The organism is Vibrio porteresiae DSM 19223, from assembly GCF_024347055.1.
Lineage (GTDB): Bacteria > Pseudomonadota > Gammaproteobacteria > Enterobacterales > Vibrionaceae > Vibrio > Vibrio porteresiae.
Genome location: NZ_AP024896.1, coordinates 1786702 through 1811136 on the forward strand (window position 1 = coordinate 1786702; position 24435 = coordinate 1811136).

Below are 24435 nucleotides of genomic sequence, written 5' to 3' on the forward strand. Positions count from 1 at the left end.
GCCATTACCTCGCCTTCTCACGGTTCAAATACAACAGCGCTGCGTTCAACATCATGATAAATACCAGCAGCACAACCCCGGTCGCATAAAGTGCGTTTGCGTGTACACCGCTCGCATACGACATTTCAATCGCAATATTGGCGGTTAAGGTACGAGCTGAATCTAAAATTCCTTGCGGCATGGCGGGCGCGTTGCCCATCACCATAATGATCGCCATCGTTTCTCCGAGAGCACGACCAATCCCAAGAATAACGGCAGTCATGATCCCCGAGCGAGCTGCAGGCACGAGCAATTTGAAAATGGTGTAGATTTTTGATGCGCCTAACGCAAGAGAGCCCTCACGATACGCTGCAGGAACGGCTCGAATCGACGTTTCAGACACTGTAATCACCGTTGGCAAAATCATCACACCAAGGACGATGATACCCGCCAAAATGGTGTTACCTGCAGGCACATCGAATACTTGCTGAATCAAAGGCACAATGATGACCAAGCCAAAGAAGCCGTATACCACCGAGGGAATCCCTGCAAGCAGTTCAACCGCTGGACGGATAATATCAGCCACTCGTTTCGGTGCAATTTCAGCAATGAATACCGCAGTCAGTACACCAATCGGCACGCCCAAAATAACCGCACCAAGGGTAGAAACGACTGACGCCACAATCATGGTTGCAACGCCATATAAGGCAGGTGGAAGCCACTCTTCACCAAACACGATTCCGGTGATACCCGCTTCTTTAAAAGCAGGCAGGCTTTCACGAATAATAAAGTAGGCAATAACGGCCAGGGAAACGATACCGATGACGGCACTGGTTAGAAACAAACCGTGGAAAATACGTTCTTTCCAATCAATGCGCTTTTTCGCTCGTAGGCCAGATTGAACACTAGGTGCTTTTTCGCCGTTCATAAGCTTTTCACTATTGTTTGCGATGGTCATATCCAATACTCAACTATAGATAAAATAGTGAGAACAAAAAGCTCAGCCCAAAAACGGGCTGAGCAAAAGAGAATTTAAATTAGTGAATGTCGATGTAGCCATGCTGTTTAACGATCGCTTGTGCGTCGTGAGTTAGCATCCAATCAAGAAACTTCTGAGCTTCTGCTGAAGGTTTGCCTTTCTTGTAAAGAACAAGGAAAGGACGAGCCACTTTGTAAGAGTCATTTTTCACGTTTGCCACGTTAGCTTCTACGCCATCCACAGACAGAGCATGAACTGAATTGTCCACTGAACCGAGAGAGATATAGCCAATCGCATAAGGGTTAGACGCCACCATGGTTTTTAGACCACCGTTACCATTCGCCACTTGAGCACGTTGAGAAATAGCAGACACTGTGATGCCATTAACTTGACGTTTCAGTTCGAGAATTTCTTCGAATGCACCACGAGTACCAGAAGCCGTATCACGAGTGATAGCCACGATCGGTTTGTTTTCACCGCCCACTTGGCTCCAGTTAGAGATTTTACCTTTGTAGATTTCAGAGATTTGTTCCGCAGTTAACCCTTTCACTTTATTGCTTGGGTGTACCACAACTGCGATACCATCACGAGCGATGGTCTCTTCAACAAGGTTAGGTTCTTTTTCAGATGCTTTTAGACCGCGAGATGACATACCAATATCAGCACTTTCATTTTTAGCTGCTTTGATACCCGCAGAAGAACCAGGACCCTGTACTTCAATAAACACATTAGGATGAGATTTCATGTACGTTTCCGCAAAGTACTCCATCAGAGGAGTCACACTGCTAGAACCGACTGCAGAGATAGTTTCGTTTGCTGAAGCAGGGTTAAAAGCAAGTGCGCCCAATAGAGCAATAGCACCGAATACCGTTTTTTTCATCACATGTTTCCTTTAAGAGGCTCTACGCCGTTGTCTTAATCAACGAAGCTCACTTTAGGTGGGAAATATGACAGTTATGTTTCAGAAAATTGAAGCCTATATGACAATGTGAATTTTATTTATCAACTGCACACAGCGACAAAATGCACCCCATCATATGAACAAAATCACCTATAAAATCCAACTCACATCATCATTAGCTAATATAACTATTTTTTTAATCGCCTGATAAATAGAGATTTTGTGAACCAAGTTAGAGTATATAATCTATTGTTATAACGAGTTGTAAATTAGCGTTGAAATCCGGTTAAGAACCGTTATTATTTAGCGCTATTTTCACTATTAAGATTCATTTTCATTACAGTTCCATGTTAGAGGGAAAAGGACCACTTTATGCGCCAGTTACTCAGTAACTTGTCTATCAAGTTACAAGTCGTAGTACCGGTATTTATCACTATGTTGTTACTCATAGTCGGTATTACATACAGTACTTCGACGCTAAAGGAAGCGTTTCATGACGTATCAAAATCAACACAAGATCTGATTCGTCATAAGGAAGAAGTCATTAAAATTATAGACAATACTTACGGCATGCGAATCAAAGCGATATACAGCTTGTTTCGTCCGCAAGATGTTGCCGAGTTAAAGTCTTCATTATTGGAAAAACAAACCCAGAGCAATCAATATCTTAATTCACTTGATTCGGTTTCTGAGTTATCTCCAGAAGTGAAAGCACTGCGCAGCGCAATGAGCGAATATGTGACCTATTCCATAGAAACTATGATTCCTCTATTGCAATACAAGCATCAAAACACCACCGATGCCGCTTTTGATCAACGCTATGAGCAAGCATCTGCTCTCTATCGTAAAGAGGGGCAAGATATGGTGGTGGCAATCAATGCGCTATCGAGCAAACTCAATAACATTGCTCTCGACAACATGGAGCGTAACGGTGCACGTCACTCTGCAGTCATGCAAAGTAGCATTATTGGCTTAGTCGTCATTTTAGCGTTGGCCGCGATTGCGAGCTGGATTTTGGCCGGAGTTATCGTTAAGCCAATTCGCCAATTGCAGCAAACCATGCGAAACGTAGCATCGGGCAATTTGCTGGTGAAAGCCGAAGTACACGGAGATAACGAAGTGGCCGATCTGGCGCGTGATGTAAACACTACCGTTGATCAACTTCGTACGACTGTGGGGTCATTAGTACGTATTAGTGTTGATGTGGCTTCGGCTGCTACTGAGCTGGCGGCAGTGATGACTCAATCGACAGTGAACTCTGACCAAGAGCGACAAGAAGTGGAACAAGTTGCTTCTGCGATTAACCAGCTTGAAGGCGCTGCAACAACTGTGACACAGAATGCGCATCAAGCCGACCAAGCCGCGCAGCAGGCAAAACAGCTAACGGTCCAAAGTCTTGCTATGTTTGAACAGAGCCACCGTGCGAACGGTAAGATGGTTGAGCAGTTGAGTGTCGCTGCGGATGTGGTCAATAGCTTGAAAGTCCAATCAGAAAAGATTGGCCAAGTCATTGAAGTGATCCAAGGTATCTCAGAACAGACTAACCTTCTGGCGCTAAACGCTGCGATTGAAGCGGCTCGCGCTGGTGAAACGGGTCGTGGTTTTGCGGTGGTTGCCGATGAAGTACGTATGTTAGCAGCACGCACTCAAGATTCGACTAAAGAGATTCAAGCCATCATTGAAGAATTGCAGTCTCAATCTGGCGCGGCCAATGAGAGCGTAATGTCGAGCTTGAACACATTGCAAGACAACCAAGATCTTGCGACGCAACTCAGCCAATCTTTGGATTCCATTAATCAGTCAATCCAAGCGCTGAGCATAATGAATACGGAAGTGGCAAGTGCAGCCGAAGAGCAGAGCCAAGTGACGGGCGACATTAATCGTAACTTGAGCAACATGTACGAACTCGTTAGCCAAAACGTGACTGGTATTACTCAGTCTGCAGCAGCAAGCCAAGAGCTATCTAGCCTAGCTGAGCAGCAAAAACACGAACTGAGCTACTTTAAGGTTTAAGTACCTAATAAGTGAAAACAGAAATAGAAAAGGCAGCGTTAGCTGCCTTTTTTGTCTTTTCGATTTGTATTTCGCGTTGGTCTAGATACAAACCAAAACAATGCTTACTCGTCGTCCACTTTTGGCGCAACTTTCTTCTTAGGAATAAAGACGCTATCGCCCACGGCCACGTTTTGGTAAAAGCTCTTATCACGCTTGACCTGCTTCGGTGCCGATTTTTGAGCTTTAGGTTTTGCATTTGGCTTGGCTTTAGAACGTTGATTAACAGGCTTACGCGGTTGTATCCCTTTGAATTTACCTTCCAATCCTTCCAGCACGCTAAAACGCATATCTTGCTGTAAGTAGCGTTCAACACGTTTAAAGCTGTCCCAGTCTTTTGGGCCAACCAGAGAAATCGCATCACCTTTCGCACCTGCACGACCGGTACGACCAACACGGTGAACGTACTCTTCTGTGTGTTTTGGCATATCGAAGTTAATCACGTGAGTCACGTTGGAGATGTCTAGACCGCGCGAAGCAACATCCGTAGTGACAAGCACTTTGAATACCATACGTTCAAATTGACTCATGATGGTATTACGTTGAGTTTGGTTTAGGTCACCGCTTAGTGCCACCACTTTTAGTTTACGTTCATTCAACTTCTTCGTTAAACGTTCTGTGTCTGCACGAGTTGCAGTAAAGATGATCAATTGACGATATTCTTCCTGCTCTAGCAGGCGATCCAAAATCGCTTCTTTGTGATCTAAATGGTCACACAGATAAAAACGTTGGGTGATGTCCGAGTGAACCTCATTAGATACACCCACAGAGATGCTGCGTGGATCACTTAACATTTCTGAAGCAATATCATTCACTTGATTATGGTCTAGTGTTGCAGAGAACATCAATGTTTGACGACGACGGTGCTTCGCTGCATTGTGAATACGGCGCAGCTGAGGTGCAAAACCCAAATCCAACATACGGTCGGCTTCATCCAAGACTAGAGTCTCTAAGCCATCTAAAAATAAGGAACGATGATCAAGGTGATCAGCCAAACGTCCAGGCGTCGCAACGATGAAACGTGGGTAACGACGCAGCGCTTTCACTTGGTCGTTGAAGTTTTCACCACCGGTGATTAAAGCTGCACTGTAGCTAAAACCAGCCAACATAGAACGCAATTCACCATACACTTGCTTCGCCAGTTCGCGGGTAGGAACTAAGATCAAGCCGCGTGGATCTTTCGCTGATAGCGCCTTATTTTTTAATGACTTGTGCAGCATAGGTAACAAGAAAGCCAGCGTTTTACCTGACCCCGTTTTTGAAGATGCCAACAAATCTTTACCCAAAATCGCGTACGGGACAGCTTGGCGCTGAATATCAGTCGCTTCTTTGAAATTGTAGTGGGCTAAGTTCTTCAATAGACGGTTATCTAAGCCTAATTCATTAAACTGCAAAGGATTCTCCAATTACGTATTTCTGCCATTATTTGTAAGGCAGAGAGGGGTTACGATCAAAAACAGCGTATATTACCGCGATTTGCCTTTTTAAGCATAGAAAAGATCGGAAATATTCCAATGCAGGTGGAAATGTCTCCACCAGCTTGATTCATTACTTATGTCAGATTTTTTGCGCGTGATGCACGACAATTAATTGTTTTATTGATAAAATTTTTGGGTTATTTTGACTTATCCCTTAGCGGGTCACTTAAAATAGGCACTACACTTAATTCGTCACTATATTGCGATAAGAAAGATATAGGGCTTTTGGAAAAAAACCACCTATCAAGGAGTTCAATATGAACAAGATGTTACTGGCAGCTGCAACGTCATCGGTTCTTCTACTGGCCGGTTGTGCGTCTGGTCCAGATTCAGCAACCACTGCAAAATTGGACGAGCTGAGTACTCAAGTAAGCCAGCTTAATGATGAAGTGGCGTCATTGAAAAGTGAACATGCCGCTTTAGCTTCCAAAGCAAACCAAGCTTCTGATGCTGCAACCGCAGCCCAAGAAGAAGCTGCTCGTGCTAACGAACGCATTGACAACATCGCTCAGTCTTACACCAAGTAAGGTCTAGATTAGTTTTATAAAAAAGAGTCAGCAATGCTGACTCTTTTTTATTGGTTTTTCGTAGGGTTACTCGGCCTAGCTTTCCGTCGCCGCAACCATCACTGGCACACCATTTTGCGCCTTGATCACCGCTTCTGCTTTCGCATCCGATAGCCCATACTCATCAAGCCACCAGCCAAGTTCGATTGGCATTTCTAGCGGTTTTTTATCCCCATTACTGCGCGTTAGTGGCTCATGCGCCTCGACATAAACACTGCGATCAGGTTCTAAGGTCACTTTGACAGGCTCATTGATGATCTTCACTTTCAAACCTGTATTGACATGGTGAAATAGCCAATCAATGTCTTTAGGTTCCATTCGAATACACCCAGAGCTCACGCGTAACCCAATGCCAAAATCTTTGTTGGTCCCATGAATAAGGTATTCACCATTACCGTACGCCAACCGCAAAGCGTAATCGCCCAATGGGTTATCGGGACCAGCTGGCACCACAGCAGGAAGTTCTTCCCCTTTCGCTTTATGTTCGTCTCGAATCGACTGCGGAGGTGTCCAAGTAGGATGAGGACGCTTTTGACTGATTGAGGTTTCCATTTCCGGCGTATCTCGACCGATACGACCGATCCCGACTGGGAATATATGTACAATGTTGCTATCAGGAACAAAATAGTACAAACGCAGCTCGGCAAGGTTCACCACGATTCCCTCGTAGGGAACATTCGGCAAGATGATCTGCGAAGGAATGGTTAAGACGTAACCCTCTTGTGGCAAAAAGGGATCGACCCCTTTGTTAGCGGCCATAAGCGCCAGAAAACCCACATCGTACTGTTTGGCAATTTCTGCCATGGTTTCATGTGGCTTAACCACATGATACTGCAAACCACCCACCATCCGACTGCCTTTGGGCGGCAAATGGAAAGTAGCAGCCCACAAAGATGAGGCGTCATTCCACAGCAGTAAACAGACCAATACCAATAATTTACGTCGCATCAATGGTTCTATCCTAGGCATTTTACACAGAGATTAGGTTACTGTGCTTTTGACCTTTGAATCAACACTCCTTCGCGTGTTTATAACTGGCTAATGCTACTTCTCGTTCCGCTTTATGATCTACGATCGGTTTAGGATAGCCGCACAACGCAAAGTTAGGAGCCAGCCACGGCTGATGTAGCCATTTTGAGCCGATCTCATTAAGTTCAGGAATCCAGTGACGAATAAAATGTCCATCCGCATCAAACTTCTCCCCCTGACTAGTTGGATTAAAAATCCGAAAATAGGGCTGACCATCACATCCAGTTGACGCACACCACTGCCAGCCACCATTGTTAGCGGCAAAATCCCCATCGATTAATTGACTCATGAAGTACTTTTCCCCCCAGCGCCAGTCGATATGCAGATCTTTGGTTAAAAAGCTCGCCACTATCATGCGCAGCCGATTGTGCATCCAGCCAGTTGAGTTAAGTTGTCGCATAGCCGCATCAACAATCGGATAGCCAGTTCGCCCTTCACACCATGCTTGAAATAACGATTCGTCGTTTGACCAAGCTACATATTTCCCCCATTCACTGAAATCGCGATGGCGACACAGTTTGGGTTCAAAGTGTAATAGATGCTGATAAAACTCACGCCAAATCAATTCACTAAGCCAGGTTTCTGCTCCTGCGGTTAACCCTGTTGGTGGCGCTTCAGCATACAAACGGGCCAGACATTGCCTAACTGAAAGAAACCCCAAAGCCAAATAGGGAGAAAGCCGACTGGTTGACTCGAGTGCGGGAAAATCGCGCTCCTGCTGATAAGAGACGGCATGGTCTCGGCAAAAATCGCGCAGTTGCTGGCGAATATCATCAAACTCAACCGACCATGCACTACTATCTACGCGCGGATAGTCAAAAGATTGACTTGTCGACCATAAATATGACTGCAGGTGCTCCTGCGATTGGCTCCACAGCGGTGCAGCCGTCGTCTTTTCGATCGTCACGTGGGTGATCTGCGTTAGCCAAGCACGCTTAAAGGGAGTAAACACTTTGAAATACTCACCTTGTTTGTTTCGAACACTTCCCGGAGCTAACACACACTTATCTTCCAGAGTGAGCCATTCAATCTGTTTCGCTTGGAGTAATTGTGCGCAGAGCTCATCCCGGTGAATTTCATTAATCTCATACTCGTTGTTGACCAACACTCGCGACGCGCCAAGCAGATGCGCGAAATCGGTAATCCAGTGTGCCGCTTGAGTAAAATCCGATGTTTGACCGTAACAAAGCGGAATATTGAGTTGCAGCAGCTCCTTTTGCAGCTCAAACAGGCGGCGATAAATCAAATCCGCTTGAATCGGAGCCATATCATGTGAAGCCCACTGTTCAGGGGTTGCAACATAAACAGCGACCACAGGTTCATTAGTGGCAAGCGCACGGTTTAGTGCACTGTTATCTATGGTTCTCAGATCTCGACGTAGCCAAACAATTTGCATTCTCTACCCCTCATGAAAAAAGGTGTGCAAGGCACCACAAATGTGCCCATGGTCATTAAATCGTTGCATCAGTTGCGCGATGTACCCTAGCTGTGCATCGGATACCGGACGATTTGCAAACAGCACCAATGAACTCACCTCTTCCAGCACTGGATGTTCAATCAATGCCGACAAATCATCGACACCATCAAGTAACGTGACATTCCACCCCTCACTGCTTACCCGCACCGCATTGAACCAAGCAAAGAGATTGCCTATCGAATCCAAGTTGACCAACAAGCATCGACCTTTTTTCGCGGCCTTGTTTTCCGACTCTAAAATCGCACTGAGGCGACTTAGCATAACGCTTTGAAACAGCGACTTTTGCAAGGTTTTCAGCGGTGCTTTCACCTGCTCTAAAGCAGCCATAACCGGTTCAACCAACTGACTCTCCGCAATATCTAAAGGGTACTCTTTTAATACCGAAGAGAGCGTCTGCTGAACTTTCTGGCGCTGCAACTGAGCCAGGCTGGCTAAGAGGGTTTCGCACTCTGCCAGTACCTGTTTGGGTGCTTCATCCAACGCATCAATGCGTTCGCCAGCCAAGAGCTGCGGTACTTTACCTATCGCAACACCTTTGGCTAACCAGTTTTGAATTTGCCGAATGGATTCCACATCCTCTTGTGAATAAAGACGATGGCCTTTTTCTGTACGCTGCGGCTTGATCAAGTTATAACGACGTTGCCACGCTCGTAACGTCACCGGCTTCACGCCAGTTAACTCAGCCACTTCACGAATGGCATACCACTTCAATTCACAGCCCATAACGTAACTTCAGCTCCTGCGGATAAGGGGTTAAATATCTCTGTTGGCTCAAATAGGCATCAGGATAAAGAGAAAGATAATGCTTGATTAAGGTGATAGGCGCTAATAGCGGCAACACCCCTTCGCGGTAGTCATGTATCACTTGGGTAAATTGGGCCTTTTGCTGTTTATCCAACGCACGTTTGAAATAGCCCTGAATGTGCATCAACACATTGGTGTTGTTTTTACGTGTCGCTTTGTTGGTCAGCGCTTGCATCAACCCTAAACGATAGAGTTCAACAAATTCTTGCGTTTCATATTGCTTAATATTGGCGACCAACTTCCCCAAAGAACGGTAAGAATCAGGATGATGCGCCATGAGCGTCAGCTTATAACGGCTATGAAAGTCTACAATTTTGCCCGCCGTTGGAGTCGCCCCCATCGACCGATGGAAATCGTGCAAGCAAAACACTCGAGTCACAAAATTTTCGCGTAAAACCGGATCATTTAGGCGGCCATCTTCTTCAATCGGTAACCAAGGCATCTGATCTTTAAGCACTTGCGTATAAAGACCAACCCCCTCTTTCTCCGCATTGTTTTCACGATAGACTTTCACTTTTTCCATCCCACACGTTGGCGATTTAGCACAAACCACGTACCCACACAGTGGTTGTTTGGCCAATTGCGCTACTTTGTCACGTGAAAAAGCCAGTAATGCCGCAGTATGATCTTTACTGGCATCTTTGGTTTCAACCAGCGCAATGCTGTCGCCTGAGTGAATCAGGCGTATCGCAGGACGTGGAATGGTCATGCCCATGCCAACTTCAGGACAGACAGGAACGTAACGCACATACTGCCCAAGATCTTGAGATACAAAATGATTACTTTTGTGCCCACCATCAAAGCGAACTTTTTCACCCACGACACAGGCACTGACACCAATAAGAATAGAATCTGCTTCCATGACACCACCATTGTACAATTTCTTAACTTGTATAACATATAGCACAGACTGAAATGGTTATACAAAATTTTTCTTTGTACAATAAAACTAATCTTCACCAACGCGTTCTAAAAGCCAGTATCTTGACGAATAAGTAGCTATACCTTGCTCTATAAAGGGATAAAGACTGTCAACTGTTTGTCGAACAAATATTCTATTTGATGCATAAATATCTGCAGCACATTGGGCAAAAATCAGTATATAATGATTCAACTCTATGAGAATTCAGTATTTTTCCTGTCGAATAACGCCTAGTTTTGCTTGGCATATTTTGTGCTAAACACTGAATATCCATGGGTACAAACATAAAAGAGGAACGCTTTTATGTGGTCGATAGCAATCGATAGAACGACAGAGCCCAAACTAAACGCCATCAAGCGGGCCTGCGAATCCCTAGTGTATGCATGGAACGCATAAACAACTACACCATAGGATGTTGAAGTTTGAGTAATTGCAGTCTCTCGCTAGAGCAACAAATCCAACAGCTGAATGATCAGTTGGCTACAGAACCTGCAACTGTGTTAGCAAATGTTCAAAGCTGCTTACTCACGGCTAAAGAACAGCATGCGCCAAACATGGTGTTGCAGTGCCTCATTCTTGCCGCTCGCGCAGCGCTGCTGCTTGACGATCTCAAGCTCAGCTTTAAACACATTAAAGCCGCACTTAAATTTCAACAAACGTTAGATAATGACGAAAACCTTGCGGAAATCCTGCATATTCATGCCTTAATTTACTGGCAACAGGCACAATATTACTCAGCACAGCATTTTTGGATTCTATCCCTCGAACAATCAGCGTGGGCTGAGGGCGCCAATATTCAAATTGAATCTCTTATCGGCCTTGGAAATGTTTGGCGTGAAACTGAAGAGTATGGTTTGGCAAAAATTGCCCATGAACTTGCGGTAAGAGTGGCCAACGCCACTCGCGATGCCGATCAGGAAATTCAAGCGCGTATTTTGCTCTCTTGGGATCTCTATTTGCTCGAATCGTTTGCCGAGATGTTGACCGTGCTCCAAGGCGCCGAAGATTTACTGAAACACTCGCCCAGTGATACCCAAGAAGCGCAACTATGGGATTTTAGGGCGGTGGCGTTACTCGGCTTAAAACACATTGAAGAAGCGGAATACGCCGCGGACAAAGCCTATGTGTTAGCCGATAAACATCAGCATATCTGGATGAAAACACTGGCTCTGATGAGTAAAGCTCGTATTGAGTTATTACGTGAACAACCACAATGTGCCATCGCGTATTTACAGGAAGCGGAAATCTCTGCCAAAGCTTGCAATGCCAATTATGCGCATTTGCTGGCTCGAATTTATTTCAAACAGTCACTCGCCCATGAAAGCAGCGGTCAATTAGAGTTAGCGCTGCAAGCATTTAAACTTTATCGCCACCACTCCATTGAACACATTCGTGCCCGAACTCTTCAACTAGGCTCAGACAAAGCCCGCTTGTCTAAACATCAGTTAGAAAAGAAAGCGCGTAAGCTAATTAACCGGATTCGAGCCCAACATGCCCACGAATCAGGTAAACACTTCAATCGAATTATTTCAGAAACCCTTTGGTGGGAACAGTTGGTGCAATTGAAAACACAGCTACAAAAAGCCAATTATTCGATTATCACCGTGCGCCACCCGACCCCAGAATACATCGATGTGTGTGCAGAAATTGCCCATACTCTCTGCACAAAAAATGATTATTTGGCCCGCATCAGCAGTGATCGTATTGGCTGGTTAGTCGCCGAGCAAGGGGAAGCTGCCGAGCAGCTTTATCGTACGTTAAGTCAAATGACCACCATTTATCCGTGGCAGCGCAAAGGGTTGGCACCTCACTTACCAACAATCATGATTCAAGATCTGTTGACCTTCCCTTTTACCCTTGAACAGCTTGAGCTGGAAGATGACATAATGGGAGATCGCTAATGGAAGCGCTGTTAAACAAAGTGCAAGAAGCGGGATACGACATTACAACGGTCGCAGGTGATGACGCGATTGAGATGTGGAGTGAGATTCGCGTTAAGGTAGCAACCGAACCGCATGAACAGGCGTTGTGTTATGTCATCAGTTCAGAACATCAGTTAAGCCTACACAGACTTTCGCAAAGTATTACAGAGCTCAACCAAGCGCTACGTCTATTAACTAACGCAGGACCCAATCATGCCGAACGTTCTGACCTGGTGCTGATGACGAAAAGCACTCTCAGCGAGCGTTATTTGACGAGCGGTGACTACAGTCGTGCACTGCAAGAATTTATTAGCATCACCCAATATGCTATCGAACATGGCGACATTGATACTTACGCCAGTGCCATTTTGGGTATGGGCAAACTGTGCGAAAGTTTTGGTGATGCCAATCGAGCGCTGCGTTACTACCAAAAAATCGATCATGTTGATCACGCGCTATCGAGTCGCAGCTTACGTTTGCATTACAAATTGCACAAATTGAGCTGTTACGTTGCACTGAACAAATTGACAGCAGCGCGCGAGATACTAAAAGAGTGTGAAGAACTGTCGATTTTGGTGAGCGACAAATTGCTCACTGGGCAAATCATGTTGTATCAATCTCAGTTGTATCGACAGCAAGGTCGTCAGACTGACGCCCTGCGTATTTTGGCTAACATTCCCTATGCCGTCGGTAACATCCGTTCTAACTGGTTTGCGTGTAAAAGTCGGATTGAACAAGCCCGCTGCTTGATTCCTGATCGCCCGGCATTAGCCAATTATTTACTCGATAATGCCAAACGCCGTTTACAACACCACAGTAAGCCTGAGCTAAAAATTCAGCTTTATCGCGCTTACAGCGAAATCTATGCAGAACAAGGCTTATTTAAAGAGTCACTGTTTTACGAAAAATTGGGCTTTGAAACCGAATCAAACTTAATCTCCCAAATTCCTATTGCGGAACTGGGAGCGAACCAACTGCGTCGTTTAGCTCGATTTGATCTGCAGTTAAAACTCATTCTCTCTGAAATGGAAAACCGAGAGCTCAAAGAGACCACAGAAAGCCAGAAACACGCGGTGGCACAACTGCAGCAGGACGTGTTTACCGACCCGTTGACCAAATTGAAAAACCGTCGATGGATGGAAAGCTGCTTAAAAGACCTCTTGATTCATGAGACAGAATTCGCGTTCTTGGTTGTCGACATTGACCACTTTAAATCGATTAACGATGAGTTAAGCCACCTTGCAGGGGATAAAGCGATTGTGAATGTCTCCGCACAAATTTTGCAGTTATTCAACCAAGCCACTCATCATTGCGTGCGTTTTGGTGGCGAAGAATTCTTGGTGATCATTGAAAAAGTCGATCTAGACCAAGCACTGAGTCAGGCAGAAGAGCTGCGTAACAACATTGAGCAATTTGATTGGCGAGAGGTGCTCGGCTCAAGACGCTTAACCGTCAGTATTGGGGTAACACTGCATCGCTTAGGTGAGAACACTCAACGCACTTTTTATCGCGCTGATAAAGCGCTATACCGAGCCAAAGCAAACGGGCGCAACCAAGTGTGTTCGGAATAGGTTTGACCTAGAGTCGTTACGATTAGCCCACACCACAGTGACTTAATACGCAACGGATTGCTTTAAATAAGGTTAACCTTTCTCGTTTGCACAGTTAGAGCCGCAAAGTTGCCGTTAAGTGGGGAAATTTCATACAGGAAATCCCGTGAACAAATAGCATCTTGAGCAAAGTTGAGTATATAATGCGCCCCCTAATTTTACAGTCAGCAAATATATCGATTGTAATAATCGTTCTTTAAACAAAGGATCCGTTATGAATCTCTCCGCGAAAACTGTTGTAGTGATTGCGATTGGTGCCGCTCTTTATGGTATTGGTGGACTGCCGATGTTTGGTATTCCTGTTTTTGCTAATACCACACTCAAACCAGCGATGGCTGTGCTGGCTCTATTTTCGGTTATGTTTGGTCCACTCGTTGGTTTCCTAGTCGGATTTATTGGCCACTGGGTAACGGATCTTTTTGCTGGATGGGGCGTATGGCTCACTTGGGTATTAGGCTCAGGTATCGTTGGTTTCGTCATGGGAATGTTCCCATCGATCACGCAACGTAACTTGGAAAAAGGTCTATTCCCGATTCGCGATTTCATTTTGTTCGTAGGTCTTGCGCTTGCTGGCAATGTGATCGGTTACGGCTGTTCAGCCTTCCTTGATAGCATTCTCTACGGCGAACCTGATGCCAAAGTGTACACACAAATGGCGATCGTCTCTGTAGGCAACACCGTGCTTATTGCTATTGTGGGTTATTTCATTCTGAAAGCCCTAGCAAAACGCAACAAACAAAGCCGCAATTTGACCGAGGCATAATCGGGCATGACCATCGAGTTTTCTAACTTCTCTTTTCGTTACGCGTCACTGGATAAACCGACGCTGAAAAACATCAATCTAAGGATAGAGCAAGGCGAGAAAATCGTGATCATTGGACCTAGTGGCAGTGGTAAATCGACACTAGGTCAATGTTTAAACGGGTTAATTCCACACAGCATTAAAGGTGAGATACAAGGGTGTCTCACCTTTAATGGTCAAGCCACTACCGACTTTTCCATGGATCAGTTTACTGAGCAAGTGGGTACAGTATTACAAGACACCGACAACCAGTTTGTGGGTCTTACGGTGGGTGAAGACATTGCCTTCGCGCTAGAAAACCAGAATTTGAGCCCAGCTCAAATGTACCCGCTGGTAAAAGCAACTGCGCAGCTGGTCGACCTTGAACAACTGCTGCATCAAGCTCCGGATGATTTGTCTGGTGGCCAAAAGCAACGCGTTTCGCTAGCCGGTATTCTAGTGGATGATGTTGAAACGCTGCTGTTTGATGAACCGCTCGCCTCACTTGATCCCGTATCCGGTAAACGCACGATTGAAATCATTGATGAACTGCATCAAAAATCTGGCAAAACGATCATCATTATCGAGCATCGTCTTGAAGATGTACTGCATCGTTTAGTCGACCGCATTATCTTGATGGATCAAGGTGAAATCATTGCTGATATGACCCCTGCTCAGCTACTCACTTCCGATCTGTTAGCCAAACATGGTATTCGCGAGCCACTTTATTTATCTGCGTTAAAAGCGGCAGGCTGTGAGATCCGAGCAGAACATCATCCTGAATCTTTGGCTAAATTGGTACTTGAGCCTTATCAATCAGCGTTGACCCAATGGGCACAACAGCCTTTGAAGCAACAGGTATCAGAGCCTAAATCGCCCCTGTTATCGGTGCGTGGTTTAAGTTACTCCTACGATGGACAACGCCAAGCGTTGGATGATCTCTCCTTTGATGTTTTCCACGGCGAGTTTCTCTCAGTATTGGGCAAAAATGGCTCGGGCAAATCCACTATCACCAAATTGCTTATGGGGGTTATCGAACCCGATGCGGGCAGTATGGTATTGAATGGTGTTGATTTATCGACCCTCTCTATTTTTGAGCGTAGCCAGAAGATTGGCGTCGTAATGCAAAACCCCAATCATATGATCTCCCATCATATGATTTTTGATGAAGTGGCGTTTGGCCTGCGTAATCGCGGCGATGATGAAGCAAGTATTGAACAAAAAGTCGAGCAGATGCTTGCTCTGTGTGGTTTGAGCAAATATCGCCATTGGCCAATCGAAGCATTAAGTTACGGACAGAAAAAGCGCGTTACTATCGCCTCTATATTGGTAATGGAGCCTCAACTGCTCATCTTGGATGAACCCACCGCTGGGCAAGACTATCGCAATTACACCGCGATGCTGACCTTTATTGAAAAACTCAATAAAGAGCTGGGTATCACCGTAATGATCATTTCTCATGACATGCATTTAGTATTGGAGTACACCACTCGTTCAGTCGTGATTGCAGACAGCCGTTTGTTGGCAGATCAAGCCATGGTGGAAGTCTTTACTCAACCGTCATTGTTGGCTAAAGCCAATCTCAGCACCACCAGTCTTTACGAGCTCTCTTGTCGATTAGGTAACACCGACCCTCTGAACTTTATGACTCACTTCATTCAATATGAGAAAGCGGCACTATGAAAAGCGATAAGATGAAGTTCGGTATCAGCTATATCGATACCGGTTCGCCACTGCATGCCCTCAATGGCATCACAAAATTCGTGCTGTTTATGGCTTGGATTACCGTGGTGTTGACCACATTTGATCTGCGCTTAATTGGCTCATTACTGGCAGTAGGACTCATTTTACTTAAAGTGACCAAAGTGCCAATGTCGGTTTATCGCCCTTTACTGCTTGGTACTGGCACGGTGCTGTTAATGAACGCCCTCTTTATGTTTTTGTTAGCACCACAGCAAGGCTCGGTGTATCTAAAAGGTGCACATGTTCTGCTCACGCTTCCTGGTCAGTACAGCCTAACGCAAGAGACACTGTTTTATTTGATTACGGTGACGCTCAAATACTTTTCGATGTTTCCTATTGCGTTGGTGTTTGTCTTTACCACTCACCCAACAGAATTTGCAGCCAGCCTCAATCGATTAGGTATCCCGTACAAAATTGCTTATGCGGTAAGCTTAACCCTACGTTATCTGCCGGAAGTGAAGAAAGATTTCGTCAATATCATGCATGCGCAGCAAGCACGTGGCGTGGATCTCTCAGCCAATACCCCCTTTTTCACCCGGATGAAAAATGTCTCTAAGGTACTTGGTCCGCTGATTTTTTCTAGCCTTGATCGCGCAGAAGATATCTCCAATGCAATGACTTTGCGTGGATTTGGTCGTCAGAAAAGTCGTACGTGGTATAGCCTCAAGCCAATGACCCAAACCGATTATATCTGGTTAATCTTATTGGCTTTGGTTGTAGTATTTGCGATCACCAAACGGGTTTTGCAAACCGAGCTGTTTTGGTATCCTTTCGCATCTTAAGAAAAAAGGTCGCATTGCGACCTTTTTTCATTATTGATGGATTAATGGCTACACTTCTGAGTAAGAAAGCTCTTTCGCCGCTCTTGATTGTCACACGTTTCTCTCCATAGGATTTATTCATGAACTTCACTTTTGCAACGCTGAATTTGCTCAACTACGTTGCACCACCTAATGCGTGCTATGAGTTTCACAACATCTATGAAGAGCACCAATGGCTTAAGAAGCAGCAATGGATTGCCAAACAAATTGAACAGTTACAACCGGACGTGATTGCCTTCCAAGAAGTGTTTAGTCGTGAAGAGCTTGAGCAACAAATGTTGGAATTGGGCTTTCCCCATTTTGCCACGATAGCCGCTCCGACCGTTGAAGAGGGTTATCTCTATACCGCACCAGTTGTCGCGCTAGCCAGCCGTTTTCCTTTCGACGAAATCAGCGCCGTTGACTATCCCCAAAGACTCACACAAGAGCAACCCGATTATCGCCGTCAGCCGTTACGCGCCACCGTCACACTGCCAGAGCTGGGCACAATTGATGTGTATGTCGTTCATTTCAAATCCCAACGTCCCATCGATAACGCTTTAGATCTTGATGAGAAGGAAACCAACAGCCCACTAGACCTTTGGCAACAAGACTGTTTGGGCAACTGGTTATCGACTATCCAGCGAGGTTGGGAATGCCACCTATTGCATCATGCCATCGTTGAGCGTAAGAAACAGACCGCCCATCCTATTGTGCTCATGGGAGATTTCAATCAACACTTAGCCAACAGTGAATTGGCCGCGTTGAATATTCATGCTCATCCTAAAACTGATGAACCACGCCAAATCGCCCCTTACCAACTGATTGATGCAGGTTCGACTTGGTATCATGAAGAGCCTTGGTCGCGTCCAGCAACTCACTATTATGGCGCTAAAGGCAGTGTCTTAGATTACATCTTACTTTCCTGGGAATTGAATAACTTATCGGACTTTCCTCGCGCTGAACTTTTCCACTATCAAGTACTGGACAAGCATCTCATCAACCCAAGTTTCGAAGAAGATGCCCAAGCCAGTGACCATGCTGTCGTAAGCCTGACCTTAAAGACCTGCCGTTAAGCACACATTCATTAACAAAATAGCACTTTGAACTAACAATTTTGTAACTATACTGAGTGTAATCCTATCCTATGCGGTGGGAAGCCAAACCCAGAGATGGGAGTTAGCGAACAAAATAAGTTAGGGTGACCATGATGAAGGATTTTGTTGAAACAATGAAACTACGTGGCCAAGCTGCTGAAAACATCTATTTTTCGCAAAGAGATAGGGATTTGATCGAAAAAATTCACCGCCATCCTGAGGTGCTTGAACAACATAAACCACCTCAGGACATGAATCGGTCTGGACAACCTGAGTCACTAGAACACTAAGTGTTGCCACTCTGCATGTCGGTCAAGGTAGTGCTTAACGTAACTGCACTTAGGCACTATCTTCCACTTTAATCGGTCAAATTCTGGCAACACCGCTTCCATCATTACCTTGCCATAGCCCTTACCTTGCAACTCATCAGGCACGCGAGTCGAGGTTACATAAGCGACCCCGTCGACCAACTGATATTGCACAATCGCCTCATAGCCAGGCTCTAGCGCAACGCGAAAACGCTGCAATTCTTGATCATGTACCCAATTATGTGACATGAATTTTTCCTTTCATAAATTAATCAGAACGTTATGATATATATTCAGTGACCGTAACCAACAACAACGTCATCTCACCACTGGTACTTTCCATCACGACGAGTTTTGTGGTTGCATTTTATTTGGCATTCGACTCAAGTAGCACTGCATTAAACCAAGGAAAATGAATCAATGGATTCCCAGCTGACTGATTTGGCTGATAGCACACACTCTCCAACCGAAGAAGCGACTTTACACAGTAGCGAAGCTCTTGAGCTTATTGAACATAGTAGTGACATTACGCTCAATATTACTACGCCTGTGGGTCGAAAATTTTACTGTCATGCACAGTTTATCGGACCACACTCATCTTCTGTGATTTTCATCGAACCACCGCAAATCTCTTATGACGACTGGCATGATTATTTTCAAGAAGGATTTTGGCTCAACGCGAAAGCCATTGGTCAAAGAGGTTTTGGCGCCATAATTCATTTTCGAAGCCAAATTAAGTTTATTCAACGTGAGCCTTTTCCTCTCGTCGCCTTATCCATTCCTCAATCAATGAAGGTACGTCAACTGCGCAAAGAACCGCGCTATGACGTCAAAATCGCCGCACGGATCATCAGTTCAGCGACCCAGCGCGAATGCGAAATTCGTAACCTGTCGAAAAATGGCTGCCAATTTTCCACTCCTAAACTCGGCCATCAATTTTATCTTGGCGAACCGTTAACTCTGCAAGTGAGTGATGCTGCTGCAAGCAAATTCGATTTACCGCCTCTTGATGGATTGATTTGTAATATAGGACACTCTGGTCGCAACCTACTCTATGGGCTGCGCTTTAATGAGGAAGGACGTAAAAGCGTTCAGATGTTACTGAAAAAACTCAAGTTTAATGGTAGCAAACTCTCTTTCGGCTAACCTAAAACCCAAATTTCAGATAAAAAAATGCCAATCGTAAATAATGCACGATTGGCTTAGATATTTTGTGAACAATGCTATTCACTAACAACGTCAGTTGGCTAGGTGACCCTCGGCTTTAATAAGGGTCATATTTATATATGCAGTATGCGTGCCAACTTTTTAATACCTCTTTTAGATTATTTTTTGTTCACAAAAGCGCAATTCAATCTTAATACTTCCTTTATTATTGCAAAACGCAAAAGCAAAATTTGCATTTTGCAATAACTCGCTTTGCTGTTTCGCAAATTCTTTGCAAAGCCGTCATGACAAAGCAGTCACTGCAGGAAAAGTTCGCTATACTGCTGCTCTCAGTTTGGCATGTTTAAGGTATTCAATGAATTACTTAAGTACTTACCTAAAAGGCATCGCAATGGGAGCAGCCGATGTTGTCCCAGGCGTGTCTGGTGGCACTATCGCTTTTATTACTGGGGTTTATGACACGCTGCTAGAAAGCATTCGTCGGATTAACCCAAGTTTGATTCGCCTTTGGAAACAACAAGGGTTTAAAGCAGTTTGCTCCCACATCAATCTCTTTTTCTTGTTATCACTGTTTGCAGGCATCCTGACCAGTATTCTCACCCTGGCTAAACTCATTTCTTGGCTGCTGGTCACCCACCCGATTCCAATTTGGTCCTTCTTCTTCGGCCTGATAGTGGTCTCTGTGTACCATATGCTCAAGCAGGTAGAACACAAACAGTGGGCTCAATGGGGCTTTTTGTTTATCGGTGTTGCTTTGGCTTACAGCATCACTGTGCTAAAACCTATTTCGATGGAACCCACCAGCATTAATATTCTTATCTGCGGTGCAGTGGCTATTTGTGCCATGATTCTTCCTGGTATCTCAGGCAGTTTCATTCTCCTATTATTAGGCATGTACGCACCGATTCTTGGTGCCGTCAAAGCGATGCAAGTAAGCACCTTGGCGCTCTTTGCGAGCGGATGTGTGCTTGGACTGTTAAGCTTCTCTCATTTGCTATCATGGCTACTCAAACGTCATCGCGACACCACCTTAATGTTTCTGACTGGATTAATGCTTGGCACCTTGCCAAAAATCTGGCCATGGAAAGAAACCATTAGCTGGCGCACCAATTCACACGGTGAACAAGTTCCACTACTACAACACAACTTGTCTCCGTTTGAATTTGAATCCATCACTTCCCAACCATCACAGTTGTTCATTGCCATCATTTTGATGCTGTGTGCCATTGGCCTAGTGCTTGGCTTAGAGAAGTTTGCTGCAAAATCTTCCAAATAATGCGTAACAATTAAGGCAGGGAAATTCCCTGCCTTTTGCTGTACGCTCTCTCACACAAATGTCTGCTCGCTCATGCTATGCTTTTGGCGTTTTAGACTCTTACCGTCCTGTGGTGGATACCGACTATGCTGTTACGCCTTAATCGAACCTTGGTACTAATGACCGTACTCTTTTGCACATCAACATTTGCTGCAGAAATTAAGGTTATCCAACCTTATGTGAATGCTACCAGAGCGAACGATTTGAGCGCATCGGTCTACGCACAGTTGATCAACAATACCCAAGAAGAGCGCTATCTCGTTGCCGCTCAAACTGATGCGGCCTCTAAAGTGGAATTACGTACCGCGGTCAACCGTGGTCAAGCGAATGAAATGCGTAATGCTCCTTTTTTTAGGATCGCACCACAAAGCACATTAGAACTTTCACCCAGTGGCGATCAAATTGTCCTGCTTGGGCTTATCAAACCGTTAGAAACCAATACCCATATCAATGTCACTTTGCTATTTAAAAATGGTGAGCAAGTCGCTGTTCGCGTCCCTGTAACTACCTTAGTTACCGACTTTATGCACATGAAAGCCAAAAGCGCTGAGTGACTTTTTATTCATCTCTCTCTTCTGTGACACTTCACTATTTACCCTCATTATCGTTCGCTCACGAACGCATAACTTAGCGTCATTCTTACTTTTGCCACACCAGCGTTCCAACCACATTTCATTAACATTTCACTAAAAAGATGTTTCGCCAATCTATATAGGCAATTTTTTTTGCTGTGGAGCAATAAAACCTAGACACAATGTCTGGTAACGTTAATATTGACCACTTTTAGTGGCAGGCACTAAAAAGAAAGACAGACAATTGATTCAATACAGGGATAACTATGCAAAGCAACAATATACTAAGTCGTTTTGCGCAAGGTAATCTCGTGCTTCAGATTCTGGCAGGTATCATTCTTGGTATCCTCGCTGCGAACGTAGCACCGGACTTTGCGAAAAGCGTAGGCTTACTTGGTAGTCTATTCGTCGGAGCGTTAAAAGCCGTAGCTCCAATCCTCGTTTTTATTCTGGTCGCAGCATCTATCGCAAATCAAAATAAAAACAAAAGCACCTATATGCGACCTATCGTCGTTTTGTATCTTTTGGGCACTTTCGCTGCAGCGGTAACTGCAGTCGCGCTAAGTTTCCTATTCCCAACAGAGCTAACGCTGGTATCAGGTGCTGAAGGCACAACGCCGCCACAAGGTATTTTGGAAGTTATCCAAACACTGCTGTTCAAACTGGTTGATAACCCAGTAAGTGCACTAATGAATGCAAACTACATCGGCATTCTTGCGTGGGCAGTCGGTCTTGGTTTGGCTCTGAACCATGCATCAGAGAGCACCAAAGGCTTGTTTGAAGACTTAAGCCACGGCGTATCTCAGATCGTTCGCTTCATCATTCGTCTAGCACCGTTTGGTATTTTCGGTTTGGTCTCTTCGACCTTTGCTAGCACTGGTTTCGAAGCTCTCTCAGGCTATCTACACCTACTCGCTGTGCTATTGGGTGCGATGGGTATCATTGCTCTGATCGTCAATCCTCTGATTGTTTACGTTAAAACCGGTTCAAACCCTTATCCATTGGTATTCCAATGTTTGCGTGAAAGTGGCGTTACTGCGTTCTTCACTCGCTCAAGCGCAGCAAACATTCCAGTGAATATGAACCTATGCCGTAAATTGAACTTGGATGAAGATACTTACTCTGTTTCTATTCCTTTAGGCGCAACCATTAACATGGGTGGTGCAGCTATTACGATTACAGTTCTAACGTTAGCTGCAGTCAACACCTTAGGCATTCATGTGGATCTGATGACCGCATTACTGCTAAGCCTAGTGGCTGCGATTTCAGCATGTGGTGCATCCGGTGTTGCCGGTGGTTCACTGCTACTGATTCCTCTTGCTTGTGGTCTGTTTGGTATTTCTAACGACATCGCAATGCAAGTCGTCGCAGTAGGCTTCATCATTGGTGTCATTCAAGACTCAGCGGAAACTGCGCTTAACAGTTCAACCGACGTAGTATTCACTGCAGCGGTATGCCAAAGTCAGCAAAAAAAAGAGTATGAGTTAGCGGAAGACTAATCACGGCTGAATTTGGTTCTAGGACAGACAAAAAAACCCGAGCTCGACTCGGGTTTTTTGCGTATTGAGGAAATGATTAGCGTGGCGTGTAATCAAAAGTAACCGATTTTTGTGGTTGAAAACTCTCTTCATAGTGATCTTTTTCCAAAGAAGCCACCTCGTTGATATTGCCTTGTTCACTCTCTTGTTTATACGCTTCCATATCTTCATCTAACGATTCAAAGATATCCTTAGAGGGGCTTTCCACAATTTCACCATCATCCACCTCTTCCCCTTTATGCGGAATCGGGATAGGCCTTTTATAAAGCTTGTTAAGTGCGCGAATGATCGAATGGGGGTGTACCGCACCTGAGGCAATTTTCTTTTGGAGTGGTTTGGCTAAGGATTGCAAGCCCACCACAGAATCTACCCCAATTTTGGTCCCGACGTTATCACGCATCAATTTAGCCGGTTCGAAACCAAAGTATGCCGATAAAAAGAGCCAAATGTATGAAATCGCATTACCGTTTACACCGTAATCCATCCAAGCATCACCAGCGTAATACATCGCTTCAGCATTGCCTCGCTCAGAAGCACGCTCAAGCCAATAACACGCTTTACGATGGTCGATAGAGACACCAACGCCTTTCAAATAGTTGAGGCCCAGCTTCATCATGCCGACCTTATCATCCATTTTCGCAGCTTTGTAATACCAGTAGGTAGAGTCGGTTGGTGATTGAGAAATATTGTCTTTCGATACACTCCAATCGCCCATAAAGATGATCGCTTCCATCATATTGTGGTCGGCCGCTTCATGAATCAGTGATAAGCCTTTCACCACATTGACGTCGGTACCACGACCATAGATTAATGCTTTACCTGCATCTAACTTAGCGTGTAAATCACCTTCAATGGCACGAATATACGTTTCCCAGAAATGGAGTTTTTCTTTTAAGATCAAGTCGTCTTTCATGCGCCGACAAATTCTTACCACTCCATACATCCCATTTAAATTATCCATTTGGGCGGCTTTTTCGTACCAGAAAAAAGCTTCTTTGTAGTTGGTGCGCTCAGCCTCTTTGGCTAGATAAAGCATGGTAGGAATGTGACCAGACTCAGCTTTAAACAGCCGCTCTTTACGTTCTTGATCCCGCATTCGCTGTAGTGCCCGGCGATAGGCTTCTTCTTTCGCTATTTTTTCATCTTCCATCCGGCGGCGACGCATTGATAGCGTAATCATCCAAACAAAAATTAAAATAAGCGAAAGACCAAGTACCCCGATGGCGATCCCAATGGTATTCATCTGCTTGTATTCTTTCTCTATTCAATAAGAACCATTTGCTTACAACGTTCTCACTGACTGTGTATTTATCGGCCCGCTCTATACTACCTTAGTATTGATTAAAGTGGCAGAAGCGAATGGTTATCAATTTAGGTTTCACTCTTGGTTTTGCT

At 44.9% G+C, this 24435-nt stretch carries 22 protein-coding genes; 13 read left to right on the plus strand and 9 right to left on the minus strand.

Going from position 1 to position 24435, the window contains the following annotated elements:
• Positions 1 to 4 precede the first annotated feature (4 nt).
• Together pstC and OCV11_RS24640 are read right to left on the minus strand one after the other, a co-directional pair.
• The gene (gene pstC / locus OCV11_RS24635) at positions 5 to 937 is read right to left on the minus strand and encodes a phosphate ABC transporter permease subunit PstC (RefSeq protein ID WP_261897085.1); all 933 of its coding nucleotides are present in this window, start codon (positions 935 to 937) and stop codon (positions 5 to 7) included.
• 79 nt (positions 938 to 1016) lie between these two features.
• Positions 1017 to 1838: a phosphate ABC transporter substrate-binding protein gene (locus tag OCV11_RS24640; RefSeq protein WP_261897086.1), complete on the minus strand. Its 822-nt coding sequence runs from the start codon at positions 1836 to 1838 to the stop codon at positions 1017 to 1019.
• A 393-nt stretch (positions 1839 to 2231) separates the two neighbouring features.
• On the opposite strand from OCV11_RS24640, the gene OCV11_RS24645 reads away from it, so the two are divergent.
• Positions 2232 to 3872, plus strand: a complete 1641-nt coding sequence (locus OCV11_RS24645; protein WP_261897087.1) for a methyl-accepting chemotaxis protein — start codon at positions 2232 to 2234, stop codon at positions 3870 to 3872.
• Between the two features lie 104 nt (positions 3873 to 3976).
• Here the strand turns inward: OCV11_RS24645 and OCV11_RS24650 are convergent, their stop codons facing one another.
• Positions 3977 to 5305 (minus strand): DEAD/DEAH box helicase, encoded by a 1329-nt coding sequence (locus tag OCV11_RS24650; protein WP_261897088.1) that lies wholly within the window; start codon positions 5303 to 5305, stop codon positions 3977 to 3979.
• Positions 5306 to 5646: 341 nt separating this feature from the next.
• On the opposite strand from OCV11_RS24650, the gene OCV11_RS24655 reads away from it, so the two are divergent.
• Positions 5647 to 5916 (plus strand): Lpp/OprI family alanine-zipper lipoprotein, encoded by a 270-nt coding sequence (locus OCV11_RS24655; protein WP_261897089.1) that lies wholly within the window; start codon positions 5647 to 5649, stop codon positions 5914 to 5916.
• A gap of 75 nt (positions 5917 to 5991) precedes the next feature.
• Here OCV11_RS24655 and OCV11_RS24660 read toward each other — a convergent pair whose 3' ends face one another.
• From OCV11_RS24660 to OCV11_RS24675, 4 genes are all read right to left on the minus strand, one after another.
• Positions 5992 to 6903 (minus strand): L,D-transpeptidase family protein, encoded by a 912-nt coding sequence (locus OCV11_RS24660; RefSeq protein WP_261897090.1) that lies wholly within the window; start codon positions 6901 to 6903, stop codon positions 5992 to 5994.
• Between the two features lie 61 nt (positions 6904 to 6964).
• Positions 6965 to 8380: a deoxyribodipyrimidine photo-lyase gene (gene phrB / locus OCV11_RS24665; protein ID WP_261897091.1), complete on the minus strand. Its 1416-nt coding sequence runs from the start codon at positions 8378 to 8380 to the stop codon at positions 6965 to 6967.
• A 3-nt stretch (positions 8381 to 8383) separates the two neighbouring features.
• The gene (locus tag OCV11_RS24670) at positions 8384 to 9184 is read right to left on the minus strand and encodes a MerR family transcriptional regulator (RefSeq protein ID WP_261897092.1); all 801 of its coding nucleotides are present in this window, start codon (positions 9182 to 9184) and stop codon (positions 8384 to 8386) included.
• Positions 9174 to 10127, minus strand: a complete 954-nt coding sequence (locus tag OCV11_RS24675) for a YbgA family protein (protein WP_261897093.1) — start codon at positions 10125 to 10127, stop codon at positions 9174 to 9176. The genes OCV11_RS24670 and OCV11_RS24675 overlap by 11 nt, the downstream gene beginning before the upstream one ends.
• 482 nt (positions 10128 to 10609) lie before the next feature.
• Here OCV11_RS24675 and OCV11_RS24680 point away from each other — a divergent pair, with 482 nt between their 5' ends.
• The 7 genes from OCV11_RS24680 to OCV11_RS24710 all read left to right on the plus strand — a co-directional run bounded on the left by OCV11_RS24680 (position 10610) and on the right by OCV11_RS24710 (position 18430).
• Entirely contained in the window at positions 10610 to 12088 is a 1479-nt protein-coding gene (locus tag OCV11_RS24680; RefSeq protein WP_261897094.1) for a tetratricopeptide repeat protein, read from the plus strand.
• On the plus strand, positions 12088 to 13680 hold the full coding sequence (locus OCV11_RS24685) for a GGDEF domain-containing protein (RefSeq protein ID WP_261897095.1): 1593 nt from the start codon (positions 12088 to 12090) through the stop codon (positions 13678 to 13680). The genes OCV11_RS24680 and OCV11_RS24685 overlap by 1 nt, the downstream gene beginning before the upstream one ends.
• Before the next feature lie 253 nt (positions 13681 to 13933).
• A complete protein-coding gene (locus tag OCV11_RS24690; RefSeq protein ID WP_261897096.1) occupies positions 13934 to 14482 on the plus strand; it encodes an ECF-type riboflavin transporter substrate-binding protein in 549 nt (182 codons plus the stop codon).
• 6 nt (positions 14483 to 14488) lie between these two features.
• Positions 14489 to 16183, plus strand: coding sequence for an ABC transporter ATP-binding protein (locus OCV11_RS24695; RefSeq protein WP_261897097.1), 1695 nt, complete (start codon positions 14489 to 14491; stop codon positions 16181 to 16183).
• Positions 16180 to 17025, plus strand: coding sequence for an energy-coupling factor transporter transmembrane component T family protein (locus tag OCV11_RS24700; RefSeq protein ID WP_261897098.1), 846 nt, complete (start codon positions 16180 to 16182; stop codon positions 17023 to 17025). The genes OCV11_RS24695 and OCV11_RS24700 overlap by 4 nt, the downstream gene beginning before the upstream one ends.
• Before the next feature lie 119 nt (positions 17026 to 17144).
• The gene (locus tag OCV11_RS24705; RefSeq protein ID WP_261897099.1) at positions 17145 to 18119 is read left to right on the plus strand and encodes an endonuclease/exonuclease/phosphatase family protein; all 975 of its coding nucleotides are present in this window, start codon (positions 17145 to 17147) and stop codon (positions 18117 to 18119) included.
• A 131-nt stretch (positions 18120 to 18250) separates the two neighbouring features.
• Complete coding sequence (locus OCV11_RS24710; RefSeq protein ID WP_261897100.1) at positions 18251 to 18430, plus strand: hypothetical protein; 180 nt, start codon at positions 18251 to 18253, stop codon at positions 18428 to 18430.
• Here the strand turns inward: OCV11_RS24710 and OCV11_RS24715 are convergent.
• On the minus strand, positions 18419 to 18697 hold the full coding sequence (locus tag OCV11_RS24715) for a GNAT family N-acetyltransferase (protein WP_261897101.1): 279 nt from the start codon (positions 18695 to 18697) through the stop codon (positions 18419 to 18421). The genes OCV11_RS24710 and OCV11_RS24715 overlap by 12 nt on opposite strands.
• Before the next feature lie 171 nt (positions 18698 to 18868).
• Between OCV11_RS24715 and OCV11_RS24720 the strand changes: the two genes are divergently transcribed.
• From OCV11_RS24720 to sstT, 4 genes are all read left to right on the plus strand, one after another.
• Entirely contained in the window at positions 18869 to 19594 is a 726-nt protein-coding gene (locus OCV11_RS24720; protein WP_261897102.1) for a flagellar brake protein, read from the plus strand.
• 376 nt (positions 19595 to 19970) lie between these two features.
• Positions 19971 to 20891 carry a DUF368 domain-containing protein gene (locus OCV11_RS24725; protein ID WP_261897103.1) on the plus strand — a complete coding sequence of 307 codons (921 nt, stop codon included), beginning with the start codon at positions 19971 to 19973 and terminating at the stop codon, positions 20889 to 20891.
• Positions 20892 to 21016: 125 nt separating this feature from the next.
• Positions 21017 to 21484, plus strand: coding sequence for a copper chaperone PCu(A)C (locus tag OCV11_RS24730; protein WP_261897104.1), 468 nt, complete (start codon positions 21017 to 21019; stop codon positions 21482 to 21484).
• A 284-nt stretch (positions 21485 to 21768) separates the two neighbouring features.
• Positions 21769 to 23001: a serine/threonine transporter SstT gene (sstT, locus tag OCV11_RS24735; RefSeq protein WP_261897105.1), complete on the plus strand. Its 1233-nt coding sequence runs from the start codon at positions 21769 to 21771 to the stop codon at positions 22999 to 23001.
• A 76-nt stretch (positions 23002 to 23077) separates the two neighbouring features.
• Here the strand turns inward: sstT and OCV11_RS24740 are convergent, their stop codons facing one another.
• Positions 23078 to 24283, minus strand: a complete 1206-nt coding sequence (locus OCV11_RS24740) for a tetratricopeptide repeat protein (RefSeq protein ID WP_315972757.1) — start codon at positions 24281 to 24283, stop codon at positions 23078 to 23080.
• Positions 24284 to 24435: the final 152 nt, after the last annotated feature.

Excerpts from the sequence above, each read along its gene's own strand:
- pstC (WP_261897085.1), bottom strand. The coding sequence starts at position 937 with ATGACCATCGCAAACAATAGTGAAAAGCTTATGAACGGCGAAAAAGCA.
- OCV11_RS24640 (WP_261897086.1), bottom strand. The coding sequence starts at position 1,838 with ATGAAAAAAACGGTATTCGGTGCTATTGCTCTATTGGGCGCACTTGCT.
- OCV11_RS24645 (WP_261897087.1), top strand. The coding sequence starts at position 2,232 with ATGCGCCAGTTACTCAGTAACTTGTCTATCAAGTTACAAGTCGTAGTA.
- OCV11_RS24655 (WP_261897089.1), top strand. The coding sequence starts at position 5,647 with ATGAACAAGATGTTACTGGCAGCTGCAACGTCATCGGTTCTTCTACTG.
- OCV11_RS24660 (WP_261897090.1), bottom strand. The coding sequence starts at position 6,903 with ATGCGACGTAAATTATTGGTATTGGTCTGTTTACTGCTGTGGAATGAC.
- phrB (WP_261897091.1), bottom strand. The coding sequence starts at position 8,380 with ATGCAAATTGTTTGGCTACGTCGAGATCTGAGAACCATAGATAACAGT.
- OCV11_RS24670 (WP_261897092.1), bottom strand. The coding sequence starts at position 9,184 with ATGGGCTGTGAATTGAAGTGGTATGCCATTCGTGAAGTGGCTGAGTTA.
- OCV11_RS24675 (WP_261897093.1), bottom strand. The coding sequence starts at position 10,127 with ATGGAAGCAGATTCTATTCTTATTGGTGTCAGTGCCTGTGTCGTGGGT.
- OCV11_RS24685 (WP_261897095.1), top strand. The coding sequence starts at position 12,088 with ATGGAAGCGCTGTTAAACAAAGTGCAAGAAGCGGGATACGACATTACA.
- OCV11_RS24690 (WP_261897096.1), top strand. The coding sequence starts at position 13,934 with ATGAATCTCTCCGCGAAAACTGTTGTAGTGATTGCGATTGGTGCCGCT.
- OCV11_RS24695 (WP_261897097.1), top strand. The coding sequence starts at position 14,489 with ATGACCATCGAGTTTTCTAACTTCTCTTTTCGTTACGCGTCACTGGAT.
- OCV11_RS24700 (WP_261897098.1), top strand. The coding sequence starts at position 16,180 with ATGAAAAGCGATAAGATGAAGTTCGGTATCAGCTATATCGATACCGGT.
- OCV11_RS24705 (WP_261897099.1), top strand. The coding sequence starts at position 17,145 with ATGAACTTCACTTTTGCAACGCTGAATTTGCTCAACTACGTTGCACCA.
- OCV11_RS24710 (WP_261897100.1), top strand. The coding sequence starts at position 18,251 with ATGATGAAGGATTTTGTTGAAACAATGAAACTACGTGGCCAAGCTGCT.
- OCV11_RS24715 (WP_261897101.1), bottom strand. The coding sequence starts at position 18,697 with ATGTCACATAATTGGGTACATGATCAAGAATTGCAGCGTTTTCGCGTT.
- OCV11_RS24720 (WP_261897102.1), top strand. The coding sequence starts at position 18,869 with ATGGATTCCCAGCTGACTGATTTGGCTGATAGCACACACTCTCCAACC.
- OCV11_RS24725 (WP_261897103.1), top strand. The coding sequence starts at position 19,971 with ATGAATTACTTAAGTACTTACCTAAAAGGCATCGCAATGGGAGCAGCC.
- OCV11_RS24730 (WP_261897104.1), top strand. The coding sequence starts at position 21,017 with ATGCTGTTACGCCTTAATCGAACCTTGGTACTAATGACCGTACTCTTT.
- sstT (WP_261897105.1), top strand. The coding sequence starts at position 21,769 with ATGCAAAGCAACAATATACTAAGTCGTTTTGCGCAAGGTAATCTCGTG.
- OCV11_RS24740 (WP_315972757.1), bottom strand. The coding sequence starts at position 24,283 with ATGAATACCATTGGGATCGCCATCGGGGTACTTGGTCTTTCGCTTATT.